Below are 13,594 nucleotides of genomic sequence, written 5' to 3' on the forward strand. Positions count from 1 at the left end.
AGAACACCCCCTCACCGCCCGTCCCCGAGCGGATGACAGACCATCCCTGCACCCGCCGGCCCACCGAACTGGAGACATGACATCGTGACCAAGACCCTCGGACTCATCGGCACCGGCATGATCGGCAGCACACTGGCCCGCCTCGCCGTCGCCGCCGACCTGAACGTCGTCCTGAGCAACTCTCGCGGCCCCGAAACACTCACCGACCTGGTCGCCGAGCTCGGCGACCGAGCCCGCGCGGCCACTCCCGCCGAAGCGGCGCAGGCCGGCGATCTTGTGGTGGCGACCATCCCGCTGAGTGCCTACACCCAGCTCCCCGCGGCCCAGCTGGCCGGCAAGACCGTGATCGACACGCTGAACTACTACCCGGAGCGTGACGGCCACATCGCCGAGCTGGACTCCAACGAGCTGACCAGCAGCGAGCTGGTCCAGCGCCACCTGGCCGACTCCCATGTGGTCAAGGCGTTCAACAACATCGACTTCGGCCGCCTCACCACCAGCGCCCGCCCCGCCGGTGCGGCCGACCGCAGCGCCCTGCCCATCGCCGGCGACGACGAAGCCGCCAAGCAGCAGGTGGCGCAATTGCTGGACGTCCTCGGCTACGACGCGGTGGACATCGGCTCCCTCGCCGACAGCTGGCGCAGCGCGCCCAACACCCCGCTCTACGGCCACCCGTACGCGCCGCCGCAGCCCGAGGGAATGAGCCTCGAAGAGGCGATGCGCTGGTACTTGGAGACCCCGGGGCCCTCCGTGCCCGCCGACCGGGTGAGGGAACTGGCCGCTGCCGCGATCCGCGGCACTGCGGGCGGCATCCTGCCCAGCTTCACCCAGGACTGAGCCGAACCGGGGGGCGGACCTGAGCACTGCCGGACTCCGCCCAAGTTGGCCAGGGCCGTCTCGCCACCGGTCGTCAGTGATCCCGGCTGTCCTTCGTCCGGCGGACGCGGACAGCTCGTCACGCAGCGGTTCGAGCGGCCCGGGCGGGGACCGGACCCGTCGGGTCGGGCCGGTGGATGGGCCCGATGCCCTGGGACAGGGGGAGACCGGTGGCCTGATGTGTGCGGGCGATGATCTCCGCGGTGATGGAGATGGCTGTTTCCTCGGGGGTGTGGGCGCCGAGGTCGAGGCCGATCGGGGAGTTGAGGCGGGTGAGCTGGGCCGTGGTGACGCCTGTCTCGCGCAGTCGCCGGTCGCGGTCCTCGTGGGTCCGGCGGGAGCCCATCGCGCCGATATATGCGACGGGGAGACTCAGCGCCAGGGCGAGCAGGGGGATGTCGAACTTGGCGTCGTGGGTGAGGACGCAGACGGCGGTGCGGGCGTCGACATCGGTGGCGGCGAGGTAGCGGTGGGGCCAGTCGACGACGACTTCATCGGCGTACGGGAAGCGGGCGGCGGTGGCGAATACCGGGCGGGCGTCGCAGACGGTGACGCGGTAGCCCAGGAAGCTCCCGGCCTGGCTGAGGGCGGCTGCGAAGTCGACGGCGCCGAAGATCAGCATGCGGGGCGGAGCGGCGTGTACGTGGACGAGGATTGAGAGCCTCTCGGGGCAGGTGTCGGGGTCCCCGCCGACATCGATCACGGCGGTGCGTCCGGCCCGGAGTTGTGCACGGGTCCGCGCCACGACCGCCCGATCCTCGTTCTCACCGCGGAGGGTGCCCTCGTACGCACCGTCGTCGCCAAGGAGGCTGAGGGTGCGGCCGAGAAGGTCCTCGGGGCCGTCGACGACCTGGGCCACGGCCGCGGGGCGGCCGTGTGCGATCTCGTCCAGCGCGGCCGTCAAGTGGGGCCGGTCTGTCGGATCGACGCGTTGGACCAGGACGTCGATCTCGCCGCCGCAGGTCAGGCCGACGGCGAAGGCGTCGTCGGCGGAGTAGCCGAACCTGGCGCGTGCCGGGGGACCGTGGTCCTCCAGCACCTGCGTGCACAGTTCGTAGACGGCTCCTTCCACGCAGCCTCCGGAGAGGCTGCCGGCCGCCTCGCCGTCGGCGTTGACGGCGAGTGACGTGCCGGGTGGCAGGGGTGCGCTGCCGCTGACCTGGACGATGGTGGCGAGGGCGAAGGGGCGGGCCTCGCGGCACCACGCGTGCAGTGTGTCCGCGATGTTCAGCATGGACGAGTCTCCGGGTGGGACGGCATGGGACGACGATGGGGCGGGCCGTCGCCGTGGCGTCCCGGGGAAGGACGTGACACGGCGACGGCCCTGGTATCCGGCGGCAGGCCGCTCACCTGCCGTCGGATGGTCGGAGGGGTGCCCGAGTGTTCAGAGCAGGGCCTCTGCGGTGATGGGCAGCTCGCGGATACGGCGGCCGGTGGCGTGGAAAACCGCGTTGGCGAGGGCGGGTGCCACACCGACCTGCACGATCTCGCCGAGGCCCTTGACGCCGATGGGGTCGGCCTCGCGGTCGTCGCCGTCGAGGTAGATCGCCTTGAGGTCGGGGATGTCGGCGTTGACGGGGACGAGGTAGTCGGCGAGGCCGGCGTTGACGATGCGGCCGTCGCGGTGGTCGATGACCGTGTGCTCCAGCAGGGCCTGGCCGATGCCGCCGACCATGCCGCCCAGGGCCTGGCTGTCGGCGAGCTTGGGGCTGATGATGCGGCCCGCGTCGTAAACGCCGAGCATCCGCCGTACCCGTACGAGCCCGAGGCGGGCGTCGACGGCGACCTCGGCGAAAACCGCGCCGTAGGCGAACAGGGAGTGCCGTTCCGGTCCCGTGGGCCGGGTGAAGGATCCCATCGCGTCGAGGTGGGTGAGGTTGTTGCGGGTCAGGAGCTGCTGATAGGTCTCGCCGCGTGCGGGGTGGTCCTTCATGTGCAGGCGGCCGGCGCGGACCACGACGGTGTCCGGGTCGACGCCGTGCAGCGGCGATCCGGCGTCCTCGACGGCGAGCTTGACGGCTTGCTTCCGCAGCTTGTCGCAGCCGTCCTGGACGGCCGATCCGACGCTGGCCATGGTCCAGGAGCCGCCGTGCGGCGGAGCGGGCGGCATGCGGGAGTCGCCCAGGCGGAACGTCACCTTGCCCATCGGCAGGCCGAGGGCGTCCGCGGCGAGCTGCGTATTGGAGGTGTACGTTCCCGGACCCATGTCACTGGCCGCGGACTGGACCAGCGCGGTGCCGTCGGCGTCCAGCCTGACCGACGCCTGGGCGTCGTTGCGGGAAGTGTCGTAGACGCCGGCCGCCATTCCGGTGCCGATCAGCCAGTCGCCGTCCCGGGTGGAACGGGGCTTGGGATCGCGCCGGTGCCAGCCGAACTCGCGGGCTCCGACCGTGTAGCACTCGCGCAGCTTGCGGGTGGAGAACGGCAGACCGCTGGACTCGTCCTCCTCGGGTTCGTTGCGCAGCCGCAGCTCGATCGGGTCGATGCCGAGTTCGTGGGCGAGTTCGTCCATCGCCGACTCGATGGCGTAGGAGGCGGTGGTGTAGCCGGGGCCGCGCATGAACAGCGGGGTGTGCACGTCCAGGGGCACCGTCCGGTACTCCTGGCTCACGTTCGGCGTGCTGTACATCATCTGGCCCGGAATCATGACCGACTCCAGGAACGTCTCGTAGCGCGAGGTCTCGGCGCGTATGTCGTGAGTCATCGCGGTCAGGCGTCCGCGCCGGTCGCTGCCCAGGCGCACCTTGTACTCGTAGGTGGGCCGGAAACCCGTCCCGAAGAACAGCTGCTTGCGGGTCAGGGCCAGTTTGACCGGGCGCTTCGTCTGGCGGGCGGCGAGGGCCGCGATGGTGACGTGCGGCCAGGCCCGCAGTCCGCTGCCGAACCCGCCACCGACGAACGGCGAGATGACGCGCACCGACTCCGGCGGCATACCGAACACCGTAGCGAGTTCAATCTGGGTGCCGAACACCCACTGCGTCTTGTCCCATACGGTGAGCTTGTCGCCGTCCCAGCGGGCGACGGTGGCGTGCGGTTCCATCGCGTTGTGGTTGTTGCGGGCGAGCCGATAGGCCATGTCCAGGCGTACGGCCGCCGCCTCCAGCGCCTTGTCCGCATCGCCCCGTGCGTACGCCAGGGGTTCACCGGCCCTGGCGTGGGCCATGTCGGTCGAGGGCTGCTCGGCTTCGTAGGCCATCCGCACCAGGCTCGCCGCGTGCTGGGCGGCCTCCAGCGTGGTGGCCACCACGACGGCGACCGGCTGCCCGTGGAAGCGGACCCTGTCGTCCTGGAAGACGTGCAGTCGCTCGCCCGACGGGGAGGTCGGGAGCGGATTGCGCTGGTAGGGCAACTTCGGAGCGTTGAGGTGGCTGATCACGTTCAGCACGCCGGGCTGGGCGAGGGCGGCGCGGGTGTCGATGCCGGTGATGCGGCCGAGACCGATGCCGCTGTCCACGACGACCGCGTGTACGGCTCCGTCGATGGCGTGATCGACGGCGTACAGCGCCTGCCCGGTGACCTTCAGTCGGCCGTCCACCCGGGAGAGCGGGGCGCCGACGGCTGCCTGCGGCTGGGAGCTCATGCGGTGCCTCCTACGGTGCGCAGCTGGCGTTCGACGGTGCGTTCGAGCAGATTGATCTTGAAGCGGTTGTGCTCCAGCGGGCGGGCGCCGTCTGCGGCGTGCTCGGCCGCCTCGGCCCACAGCCGGTCCGAGGGGCGCCGTCCGACGAGGGCTCTTTCGACGGCGGGCAGCTTCCACGGCACGGTGCCCACGCCGCCGGCGGCGACCTTCGCCTCGCGGATCACCCCGCCGCGGATGTGCAGGGCGACGGCCGCGGAGGTGAGGGCGAACTCGTAGGACTGCCGGTCCCGCACTTTCAGGTAGCCCGACTTGAGCGGGCGCGGCAGGGCCGGGATCTCCACGGCTGTGATCAACTCACCCTTGCCAAGGGCCTGTTCACGGTTCGGGGTGTCGTCGGGCTTGAGGAGGAAGTCGGCGAAGGCGAGGCTGCGTCGCCCCTCAGGGCCCAGCAGGTGCACCCTCGCCTCCAGCGCGGCGAACGCCACGGCGACGTCGGAGGGGTGCGTGGCCACGCAGGACTTCGACGTGCCGAGGATGGCGTGGGTGCGGTTGAAGCCCTCCAACGCGGCGCAACCCGAGCCCGGCTCGCGCTTGTTGCAGGCGGCGGTCACATCCCGGAAGTACGTGCACCGGGTGCGCTGCATGATGTTGCCGCCGATGGTCGCCATGTTGCGCAACTGCGCCGACGCGCTCAGTTCCAGCGCCTGCGAGACGACCGGATACAGGGTGCGGACCTTGGGGTGGGCGGCGGCCTCCGCCATCCGCACCAGGGCGCCGATGCGCAGTCCCCCGCCTTCGGTGACCGTGACGTCGGCAAGCGGCAGCGCGCTGATGTCTACCAGCGTCTCGGGGCGTTCGACGGTCTCGCGCATCAGGTCGACCAGGGTGGTGCCGCCCGCTATGTACCGGCCGCCGCGCCGGGCCGCCGCGAGAGCGCCCCGGGTGTCGGAGACCTTGGTGAAGGAGAAGGGATACATGGCTCACTTCCCCCCTGCGGTCTGCTCGACCGCGCGCACGATCTTCACGTAGCAGCCGCAGCGGCAGATGTTGCCGCTCATCCACTCGCGGATCTCCTCGTGCGAGCCGGTGTGGCCCTCCTCGATGCAGCCGACGCCGGACATGATCTGCCCCGGCGTGCAGAACCCGCACTGGAAGGCGTCCTGCTCGACGAACGCGCGCTGCAACGGGTGCAGTTCGTCGCCGTCGGCCAGGCCCTCGATGGTGGTGACCTCGGCATCCTCCAGGCGTACTGCCAGCGTCAGGCACGCGTTGACGCGCCGGCCGTCGACGTGGACCGTGCAGGCCCCGCACGCGCCGGCGTTGCAGCCCTTCTTCGTGCCGGTCAGCCCGAGATGCTCGCGCAGCAGGTCCAGCAGCGAGGTCCGGTTGTCGATCACGGCGGTGTGCCGCTCGCCGTTGACGGTCAGCGACACACGGCCGCTCGGTGGTGCCTCGGCGGCGGCCGCCTCCTCGGCGCCGAACGGAGGGGCTCCCCCGACCAGGCCGCTTGCCACGACGGCACCGCCGACGGCGGTCGTCGTGGCGATGAACGTGCGGCGCGTCGGCGCCGGCGCGGGCTCTTCGGAGAAAGAGCCGTATGACTCGGGTAGTTCGGTGGACATGCCCACTCGCTTTGTTCGGCGACGGTTTCGGTGGAAGGTCGGTGCTGGGCGTGAGATGTCGAGCACCGGCACACACGGGCTGGGCGCGGAGTACTGGGTGATGGGCCGTCAGGGCAGTTCCGGGTAGAGCGCGGCGACGCCTCCGGCCAGTCCGGCCTGCACCTGGCGGCTGATGTCGTCCGCGAGAATCTCGTAGGCGCCCTCGGCGATGCCGTCGACGGCGAGTCGGGCGACGTCGTCCGGGTCGGTCTTGGGCCCGTCGACCTCGCGGATCATGTCGGTGTCCATGGGGCCGACGTGCAGTCCGGCCACCCGGATGCCCTGGTCGGCGAGTTGCACGCGCAGCGCGTTGGTGAGCGACCACTCCGCGGACTTGGCGGCGCAGTAGGCGCCGGACTGCGGGAAGCTGAACCAGGACAGGACGGACAGGACGTTCAGGATGGTGCCGCCGCCGTTGGCCCTGATCTGGGGCACGAAGCCGCGGACCACCGAGAGGGTGCCGAAGTAGTGGGTGTCCATCTCCAGGCGGGCCGTGTCCAGGTCGCCGGTGAGGAGGTCGGTGCCGGTGCCTATGCCGGCGTTGTTGATCAGCACTGTCACGTCACCTGTGGCCTTGGCCGCGGCCGCGACCGAGTCCGGGTCGGTGATGTCGAGGGCGATCGGCTTGGCACCCGGCAGGTCGACCTTGTCGGGGTTGCGGGCACCGGCGTAAACGGTGGCGCCGCGCCTCAGCAGTTCGGTGGCGAGGGCGCGGCCCAGGCCGCGGTTGGCTCCGGTGACGAGGACGGTGCTGGTGGAGAGGTCCATGGAAAGCTCCTGCTGCGTTCGTACGTACGGCGAATTCGGGAAACGGGTGCTGCTCGAATCGGCGGGCCGGGCCGGTGTTCTGTGCCGATCCCTGGATCAGCAGGTCGAGCCGGTGCCGTGGGCGGCGTGGTGACCGGTGCGTGACGGCCGCTGGGCGTCGGCCTGGAAGATCTGGCGGCTGGTCGTGGCGTGGGCGAGCAGCCTGCCGCCGGGGCCCGCGATCGTGGCGGTGGCGTAGGCGGTACGGCGGCCGACGTGCACAGCCGTGCCCTCGCAGCGGATCCGGCCGGTACCGACGACGGTCGGACGGGGATCGTGCCAGGTGTACGCCCGGTGCTGGGGCGCGGGTTCCGTGCTCATGACGTCGTGGGGGCGGGCATGTGCGTTCCGTTCCGGTGGGGGCGGTTGTGTACGGCGGCCAGGGCCGGCACGGCGGCGGTGACGGCCAGGCCGGCGTGTATGCCGGAGGTGAAGGCGCCCTCGATCGCCTCGCGCCCTCCGCTGGGCAGCGGCTGGGTTCCGGTGCTCCCGGAGGCGACGGCCGCCTCGACGGGTGCCCGGGCGGCGGCGGGGACGCCGTGTGCGGCGAGCTGGTGCGGCAGGTCCGCGGCGACGCGGCTGGTGAACAGCGAGCCGAGCAGCGCGGTGCCCATGACCGCGCCGACCTGCCGGGCGGTGTTGACGGCGCCGGAGGCCATGCCCGTCCGCTCGGGAGCCACACTGACCAGCGCGGCGGCCGTACTGGGCGCGACGACCAGGCCGCAGGCGGCTCCGAACAGGACGAACAGCGGCCACACCCGGCTGAGCATCGGCGCCGCGACCCGCAGCTCGACGGCGACGAACGCCACCGCGCCGGCCGCGGCCACGATGCAGGCGGTGATGACGGGGGCGGCGGTGTATCCGTCCTGGCCGCCCTGGATGAGCGCGTAGACGAGACTCGCGATCGTGACGGTGCCCAGCAGTGCGCCGGGGATGTCGAGGCGTCCGCCGGGCGCCAGGGACTCCGTGGCGAACGGGACCGCGACCAGCAGCGTGATCACTCCCAGGACGGCGTTCGGCACGAACACCTCCTGCCAGCCGAAGTGGCCGAGCAGGACGCCGGCGAGCAGCGGCCCGACGGCCAGACCGATACCCGACGACGCCGCCCACACGGTGATCACCTCGGTCCGCCGGTGCGGATCGGTGAAGGTCGCGCCCAGGATCGCCAGGCTGTTGGGCAGGATCAGCGCACCGCCGACGCCCGAGACCAGCTGTGCGGCGATCACCATGGCGGTGGTGCCGGCGGACGCGGCCAGCAGACCTCCGCCGATCATGACGACCACGCCGACGCAGAACATCCGCTTACGGCCCCACAGGTTGCCCAGCGTGCCGGCCGACATCACCAGGCTGGCCACGACCAGCGTGTACGCACTCGGGATCCAGATCAGCGCGCTCGGGCTGACATGCAGATCGTCCCGGATCGCCGACAGCGCCGAGATCGTGGCGGTGACGAGCAGGAACGTCATCAGCACGCCCAGGCACATCGCCACCAGCGTCAGCGTTTCCCTGCGCCGTGCGGCCGTTCCCGGGCTTGTTCCGGCCCTGCGGCCGCCTCTGCCGATCGGCGGTCGGCGCGATGCCGACGCGGAGGCGCCGACCGGACGCCCGCTGCGGACGCGGTCCGTGGCCATGGAGGTTCCTTCCTCGTTCACAAGGATGTGGGGGAATCAGTTCCGGGACGCATCGCCGGAAGGACCGCGGCGGCGGTCGCCGGGTGCTGCCGTGCGGCACCACGGCTGGTACGGGGTGGCGGCCCCGGGCACGTCGAGGTCAGGCTCGGCGGTCAGCGTCGGGCGCCACCCGGCACAGACCGAGCAGGCGCCCGCGGCCCCGTCGGCAGCGTTCGCGTCCGCAGCCGCCGGCGGTCCGACCGGCGGGAGTTCAGCCGTGCTGATCGTTCACCGCCCGCGCGGCCGAGCCACCCCGTGTCGCATTCAGCCGGCCGCCATTCGCTTGGCCGCCTCCGATGCCAGGATCTGCACCGCGCCGGCGGGGCGCATCATCACCATGAAGTCGGTGATCTTGCCGTCCTCATCGAACTCGACGAAGTCGGCGCCGACCAGGCGTGCGTCGCCGATGCGGGTGCTGAATTCCAGGACGTAGCCGGTTCCGCTGCTGAAGTGCCGCAGGTAGGTGAAATCCTCCATGATGCCGAACACGACGCGCAGGATCGCCACCATCGTGTCTTTCCCCTGGTACGGCTCGAAATCCGCAGGGGAGCGGTAGGCGACGTTCTCCGCGAGCAGCTCGGGGAGCCGGTCCCAGTCCAGCTCCGCGACGATGCGTCGCCACTCCGTGATTCCAGCCTGCGCCGCCTCGTGCGGCTGGGCCTTCTGCGTGTCAGCCATGATGTCGATGCCTTTCCAATTCGGTTCTGGTGGGGGGTGATCGACGTGCTTCCCGCCGCTCTCCGTACGCAGCAAGGCGACGCGAAGCGGGCGTCGTCGCGAGTGGACGGCGCTTACGCCTGTTCGTTGATGAGGCCGGCGTAGTGGCCCAGGTTGCGCTCGATCTCCTCAAGACCGAGCTCGGCAATGGCCTTTCCGAGCTGCGGCACGCGCGCCTGGAATCCCGGCCAGCCGACCGATTCCGCGAACTCGGCCCAGGACGCGCGCAGATCGGCCACCGGCGGCAGGGTCGACCGGTTGATCTGTGCCTTGGCGGCCAGGACCGACTGCTTGTCGAACGAGGCGATGCGCGCTGCCACGCCGCTCACGAGGTCGTCGAGTTCGGCGTCGGCGACGGCCCGGGTCACCCACCCGTATCGCTCGGCCGTGTCGGCGTCGAAGTCCTGGCTGGTGAGAATCGCTTCGAGCGCCCGGTCCCGCCCCAGCAGCCGGGCCAGACGGTCGCTGCCACCACCGCCGGGGACGATGCCGATCGCGACCTCGGGCTGGCAGAAGAACGCCTCCTCGCGGCTGGCGTAGCGCAGGTCGAAGGCCAGGGTGATCTCGTCCCCGCCACCCCTGGTCCGCCCGCGGATGGAAGCGATGCTGATGAACGGGGCGCTGGTCAGGCTCGTGACCAGGTCGACCCAGGTCGGTGTCCCGTCGGCACTGTTCAGCGCCAGGAGTTCGGGCACCTGGCCGAGATCGGCGTGGTTGAAGAAGTATCCGGGTGTACCGCTGTCGAAAACGACGACCTGGACCTGCTCGTCCCGGCTCAGCTCATCGACGACGGCGACCAGTTGAGTGACGGTGTCCGCGCCGACGACGTTCACCGGCGGATTCGAGAAGGTGACCTTGCGGATCTTCGGCGCCACGGTCTCGATGCTGAACATACTGTGCTTCGTCATGGAGTGCTCCTGTGCTGAAGTGCTGGAGTACTGAGAATTACTTCGCGTGTGGCGAGAGGTAGGCACGGCCGGCGCGGTCCAGACCGAGCCGGAGGTCATGGCCTGGGCGAGGGAGGGGGAACTGGGAGCGACCGCGCCGGTGAGTCGGGGGCACCGAAGGAACTCCCGCATGATCGACATGCCCCGAACCTAGGTATCGGCTGTGTCGTCGGGCGTCCTCCCGAGCGCCCGACGGGGTCATCCGCCAGGACGAACCAGTCCGCTCTCGTGGGCCAGGACGACGGCCTGTATGCGGTCACGGATGTGCAGTTTGGTGAGGATACGGGCTACGTGGGTCTTGACCGTGGTCTCGCCGAGGAACAGCTTCTCGGCGATCTCCACGTTGTTCAGTCCGCGGCCGACCAGGCACAGCACCTCCCGCTCACGGTCGGTCAGCGTGTCGAGGCGGGCGTCGGCGAGTGGGGCGACGGCGCCCGTGACGTACCGGTCGATGAGCCGCCGCGCCACGGACGGGGCGATCATCGTGTCGCCGCGCAGCACGCCGCGGACAGCGACGAGCATCTCGGCGGCCGAGGCGTCCTTGACGAGGAAGCCACTGGCTCCGGCACGCAGCGCCGCGTACGCGTACTCGTCGCGGTCACAGGCGCTGAGCACCAATACATGTGTCCCGGGCAGTTCGGCGCGCACCTGCGCGGTCGCCGAGATGCCGTCCAGACACCGCATCCGCACCCCCATGACGACGAGGTCCGGGCGCAGCGTGAGTGCCTGTGCCACAGCCGCCTCGCCGTCCCCGGCCTCGCCGACGACCTTGAGGTCCGCCTGGCTGTCGACCACTCCGCGCAGGCCGGCCCGCATCAGCTCCTGGGCGTCACAGATCAGTACGCCGGCCTCGGTCATGGCGCCCCGCCCCCTGACACGGTCACCCGCTCCCGCACGCCGGTCAGCTCATGCCCGGACACCGGATGCGGACGGTCGGGGTTGCGGGTGCCGGCGTGGACGGAGGCGTCCAGGCCGAACGGCTCGACAGCGCGTGTCCGGTCAAAGCCCCGGTCGGTTCCGGTGGCGAGAGGGGTGCTGGTGGACAGGCCCATGGAATCCTCCTGGTGGAGTGGGATGAGACCGGCCGCGGGTGCCGGGGGCAGGTGCTCGGGTCAGTTGTGCGGGCGGCCTGAGGGTGTCGATCGGCTTCGCCTGCGCATCGCCGGTCGGTCGGCGTTCCTCGAAAGCTGCCAGTGCGACGACGATCGCGGTGGCGATGACCGCCGCCAGATATGCCGGGGCCGCCGGCGTGAGCACGCCTCCGACGACCAGGGCGGACAGCGCGACCAGCCGTGACCAGTGCAGGTCGGCGAACAGGGTTGCCCCATGCCAGGTCTGCGTGGCGACGAAAAGGGCCGGCCCGCCGAACAGCAACAAGCTCGTGGTGATGCCGGCGTGCTCCACGGGGTGCGCGATGACGCGTTCATCGGCCACGGCGACGGCGATCAGCCCGGCGACGGAGACCATGAGGCTGATGACGCCGCTGCGCCCGGCCCGCATCGGGTCCTCGGTCCGCTCGTAGTGGCGCACGACGCGCTCGGAGCGGCTGAAGAACAGCCAGAACAACGCGATCGTGCCGGTGAGCGCCACCCCCGCGGTGAGCAGGGTCATCGGCTCGTACGGCGCCGCGGTGAGCGCGGTGCCGGTGGTCATGACCGTCTCACCCAACGCGATGATCACGAATAGGCGCCCGCGTTCCAGCAAATGCCCGCCGGCGAAGCCGACCTGCCGGGACTCCAGCCTGCGCCCCGGCAAGGGATGCGCCGTCCAGGTGCCCGCCAACTCGACCAGAGTGGCCGCGGCCCACCACATCAGCCGCGCGCCACCGCTGACCGCCGCGCCGGTCAGCCACAGGGGTGCGGCCATGACGAACCAGACCAGTACGCGAACGAAATGCTCCTGGTTGACCTCATCGAGGCCGACCCTGAGCAGCCATACCGTCCGCCCGATGTGAACCAGCAGGAACGTGGCGACGAAGACCCACCCGGCCTCGCCGAAGGCACGTGGGATCGCGGCGTTCATGAACAGCCCGGCGAGCATGACCGCCAGCAGCATCCGCCGGGTCCTCGGGTCCTCGGCCGGGACGAGGGTGACCGCCCAGGTGGTGTACGCCCATGCCGCGTAGACCGCGAGGTAGAGCACGAGCGTCTGGGCCGCGCCGGTCCACGTCGGGTGCGCCAGCAGCTGATGCGACAGTTGCCCGATGGCGAAGACGTAGACCAGGTCGAAGAACAACTCCAGCGGCGTGACCTCCCGGCGCGCCGGATCGCTGGTCGACTCCACGATGGATCTCCTCGGTTTCACGGTTTCATGGCGATGTCCTGGCAGCTCCCGGCGGTCAAACCAGCCAACCCGCGCACGGACGCATCGTCCAGGGATGCGGACCTTGGCCTTGCCGATGAACGGGGAGGCGCTGCGACTTCCGTGTTGTCGGTCTTCGTGCCAGTGGTCAGTCGGCGAGGAAGGCCCTCACCTGAGCGGCGAAGGCTTTGGCGTGCTGGAAGAGGAAGGCGTGGCCGGCGTCGCTGTAGGCGACGAGCGTGGCGTTGGGGAGGTGCTGGACGGCGGTATAGGCGGCCAGGGCGGGGATCATCACGTCCTGCATGCCGGTCGCGTACAGGACGGGCTGCTGGATGGACTCCAGGTCCGCCCGTACCTGGTCGAAGGGGATCGCCGCGTCCTTTCCGATCGCGGCCATCTGGCCCTGCCCCGCAGCCTGGGACACACCGGGAAGTCCGGTGGCCAGCCGGGTGGCCACCCTGGCGAGGTGCGCGTACCCGGCGGCGCGGCCGGTGTCCGTCTCCGGGAAGAACAGGAACACCAGGTCGTCCTCGGTGACCTCGGGCTTGGTCATGGTGGCCCGCACCTTCGGGTTCGGGTCGGGCGCGCCGGGCACCGTGCCGCCGGGGCCGGCGGCCGCCACGACCAGCTTCCGGACCAGGCTGGGCCGGGTGCGGGTGATGTGCTGGGCGACGGTACCGCCCAGCGTCCAGCCGAGCAGGTCGACCTGCGTGAGGCCGAGGGCCTCGATGAACTCGACGGCTCCGTCGGCGAGTCCCTCGACGGAGTCGGGCGCGGTGCCGGTGGTGTAGCCGGTGCCGATGTTGTCGAACACGATCACGTCGTGGTCGGCTGCGAGGCGGTCCAGCAGCTCCGGGTCCCACCAGTCGAGGGTTCCCCGGACCCGGTTCAGCAGAACCAGCGGAACACCGCCGCGCGGGCCCAGGCGCCGATAGGTGAACGTCGCGGAGGGACCTTCGACGGTGAGGTTCTCGGCCGCGTCTGCCAGATATGTGCTCATGGCGAGCTTCGCTTTCCTGTCGCTGTCGTCTGGTG

The 13,594-nt window shown here is 70.7% G+C and carries 14 protein-coding genes; 1 reads left to right on the plus strand and 13 read right to left on the minus strand.

All coding sequences use genetic code 11. The features are described from left to right. Positions 1-84: 84 nt before the first annotated feature. Positions 85-837 carry an NADPH-dependent F420 reductase gene (locus ACH4U7_RS52425; protein WP_398534825.1) on the plus strand — a complete coding sequence of 251 codons (753 nt, stop codon included), beginning with the start codon at positions 85-87 and terminating at the stop codon, positions 835-837. Positions 838-955: 118 nt separating this feature from the next. Here the strand turns inward: ACH4U7_RS52425 and ACH4U7_RS52430 are convergent, their stop codons facing one another. From ACH4U7_RS52430 to ACH4U7_RS52490, 13 genes are all read right to left on the minus strand, one after another. Further along, positions 956-2,110: an XdhC family protein gene (locus ACH4U7_RS52430; protein ID WP_398534826.1), complete on the minus strand. Its 1,155-nt coding sequence runs from the start codon at positions 2,108-2,110 to the stop codon at positions 956-958. Between the two features lie 150 nt (positions 2,111-2,260). Then, positions 2,261-4,456: a xanthine dehydrogenase family protein molybdopterin-binding subunit gene (locus ACH4U7_RS52435; protein WP_398534827.1), complete on the minus strand. Its 2,196-nt coding sequence runs from the start codon at positions 4,454-4,456 to the stop codon at positions 2,261-2,263. Then, positions 4,453-5,433 (minus strand): FAD binding domain-containing protein, encoded by a 981-nt coding sequence (locus ACH4U7_RS52440; protein ID WP_398534828.1) that lies wholly within the window; start codon positions 5,431-5,433, stop codon positions 4,453-4,455. Before ACH4U7_RS52440 ends, ACH4U7_RS52435 begins: the two co-directional genes overlap by 4 nt. Positions 5,434-5,436: 3 nt before the next feature. Beyond that, positions 5,437-6,078 (minus strand): (2Fe-2S)-binding protein, encoded by a 642-nt coding sequence (locus tag ACH4U7_RS52445; protein ID WP_398534829.1) that lies wholly within the window; start codon positions 6,076-6,078, stop codon positions 5,437-5,439. Positions 6,079-6,186: 108 nt separating this feature from the next. Further along, complete coding sequence (locus ACH4U7_RS52450) at positions 6,187-6,885, minus strand: SDR family oxidoreductase (protein WP_398534830.1); 699 nt, start codon at positions 6,883-6,885, stop codon at positions 6,187-6,189. Positions 6,886-6,981: 96 nt separating this feature from the next. Beyond that, positions 6,982-7,245 carry a hypothetical protein gene (locus tag ACH4U7_RS52455; protein ID WP_398534831.1) on the minus strand — a complete coding sequence of 88 codons (264 nt, stop codon included), beginning with the start codon at positions 7,243-7,245 and terminating at the stop codon, positions 6,982-6,984. Then, on the minus strand, positions 7,242-8,555 hold the full coding sequence (locus ACH4U7_RS52460; RefSeq protein ID WP_398534832.1) for an MFS transporter: 1,314 nt from the start codon (positions 8,553-8,555) through the stop codon (positions 7,242-7,244). The genes ACH4U7_RS52455 and ACH4U7_RS52460 overlap by 4 nt, the downstream gene beginning before the upstream one ends. A gap of 303 nt (positions 8,556-8,858) precedes the next feature. Continuing rightward, on the minus strand, positions 8,859-9,347 hold the full coding sequence (locus tag ACH4U7_RS52465) for a nuclear transport factor 2 family protein (protein WP_398534833.1): 489 nt from the start codon (positions 9,345-9,347) through the stop codon (positions 8,859-8,861). A 38-nt stretch (positions 9,348-9,385) separates the two neighbouring features. Further along, on the minus strand, positions 9,386-10,219 hold the full coding sequence (locus ACH4U7_RS52470; protein ID WP_398534834.1) for an enoyl-CoA hydratase/isomerase family protein: 834 nt from the start codon (positions 10,217-10,219) through the stop codon (positions 9,386-9,388). Between the two features lie 237 nt (positions 10,220-10,456). Further along, positions 10,457-11,116 (minus strand): response regulator, encoded by a 660-nt coding sequence (locus ACH4U7_RS52475; RefSeq protein WP_398534835.1) that lies wholly within the window; start codon positions 11,114-11,116, stop codon positions 10,457-10,459. Then, the gene (locus tag ACH4U7_RS52480; RefSeq protein WP_398534836.1) at positions 11,113-11,310 is read right to left on the minus strand and encodes a hypothetical protein; all 198 of its coding nucleotides are present in this window, start codon (positions 11,308-11,310) and stop codon (positions 11,113-11,115) included. The genes ACH4U7_RS52475 and ACH4U7_RS52480 overlap by 4 nt, the downstream gene beginning before the upstream one ends. Beyond that, positions 11,258-12,541: a low temperature requirement protein A gene (locus ACH4U7_RS52485; protein ID WP_398534837.1), complete on the minus strand. Its 1,284-nt coding sequence runs from the start codon at positions 12,539-12,541 to the stop codon at positions 11,258-11,260. Before ACH4U7_RS52485 ends, ACH4U7_RS52480 begins: the two co-directional genes overlap by 53 nt. 166 nt (positions 12,542-12,707) lie before the next feature. After that, positions 12,708-13,594: alpha/beta fold hydrolase (locus tag ACH4U7_RS52490; protein ID WP_398534838.1), on the minus strand; the 887-nt coding region annotated here is incomplete at its 5' end.

Origin of the sequence: Streptomyces sp. NPDC020845 (assembly GCF_044334165.1) — a bacterium.
Taxonomy (GTDB): domain Bacteria; phylum Actinomycetota; class Actinomycetes; order Streptomycetales; family Streptomycetaceae; genus Streptomyces.

Coding starts and splice junctions, on each gene's coding strand:
- ACH4U7_RS52435 (WP_398534827.1), bottom strand. CDS start 4,456: ATGAGCTCCCAGCCGCAGGCAGCCGTCGGCGCCCCGCTCTCCCGGGTG.
- ACH4U7_RS52475 (WP_398534835.1), bottom strand. CDS start 11,116: ATGACCGAGGCCGGCGTACTGATCTGTGACGCCCAGGAGCTGATGCGG.
- ACH4U7_RS52430 (WP_398534826.1), bottom strand. CDS start 2,110: ATGCTGAACATCGCGGACACACTGCACGCGTGGTGCCGCGAGGCCCGC.
- ACH4U7_RS52455 (WP_398534831.1), bottom strand. CDS start 7,245: ATGAGCACGGAACCCGCGCCCCAGCACCGGGCGTACACCTGGCACGAT.
- ACH4U7_RS52470 (WP_398534834.1), bottom strand. CDS start 10,219: ATGACGAAGCACAGTATGTTCAGCATCGAGACCGTGGCGCCGAAGATC.
- ACH4U7_RS52440 (WP_398534828.1), bottom strand. CDS start 5,433: ATGTATCCCTTCTCCTTCACCAAGGTCTCCGACACCCGGGGCGCTCTC.
- ACH4U7_RS52460 (WP_398534832.1), bottom strand. CDS start 8,555: ATGGCCACGGACCGCGTCCGCAGCGGGCGTCCGGTCGGCGCCTCCGCG.
- ACH4U7_RS52450 (WP_398534830.1), bottom strand. CDS start 6,885: ATGGACCTCTCCACCAGCACCGTCCTCGTCACCGGAGCCAACCGCGGC.
- ACH4U7_RS52480 (WP_398534836.1), bottom strand. CDS start 11,310: ATGGGCCTGTCCACCAGCACCCCTCTCGCCACCGGAACCGACCGGGGC.
- ACH4U7_RS52445 (WP_398534829.1), bottom strand. CDS start 6,078: ATGTCCACCGAACTACCCGAGTCATACGGCTCTTTCTCCGAAGAGCCC.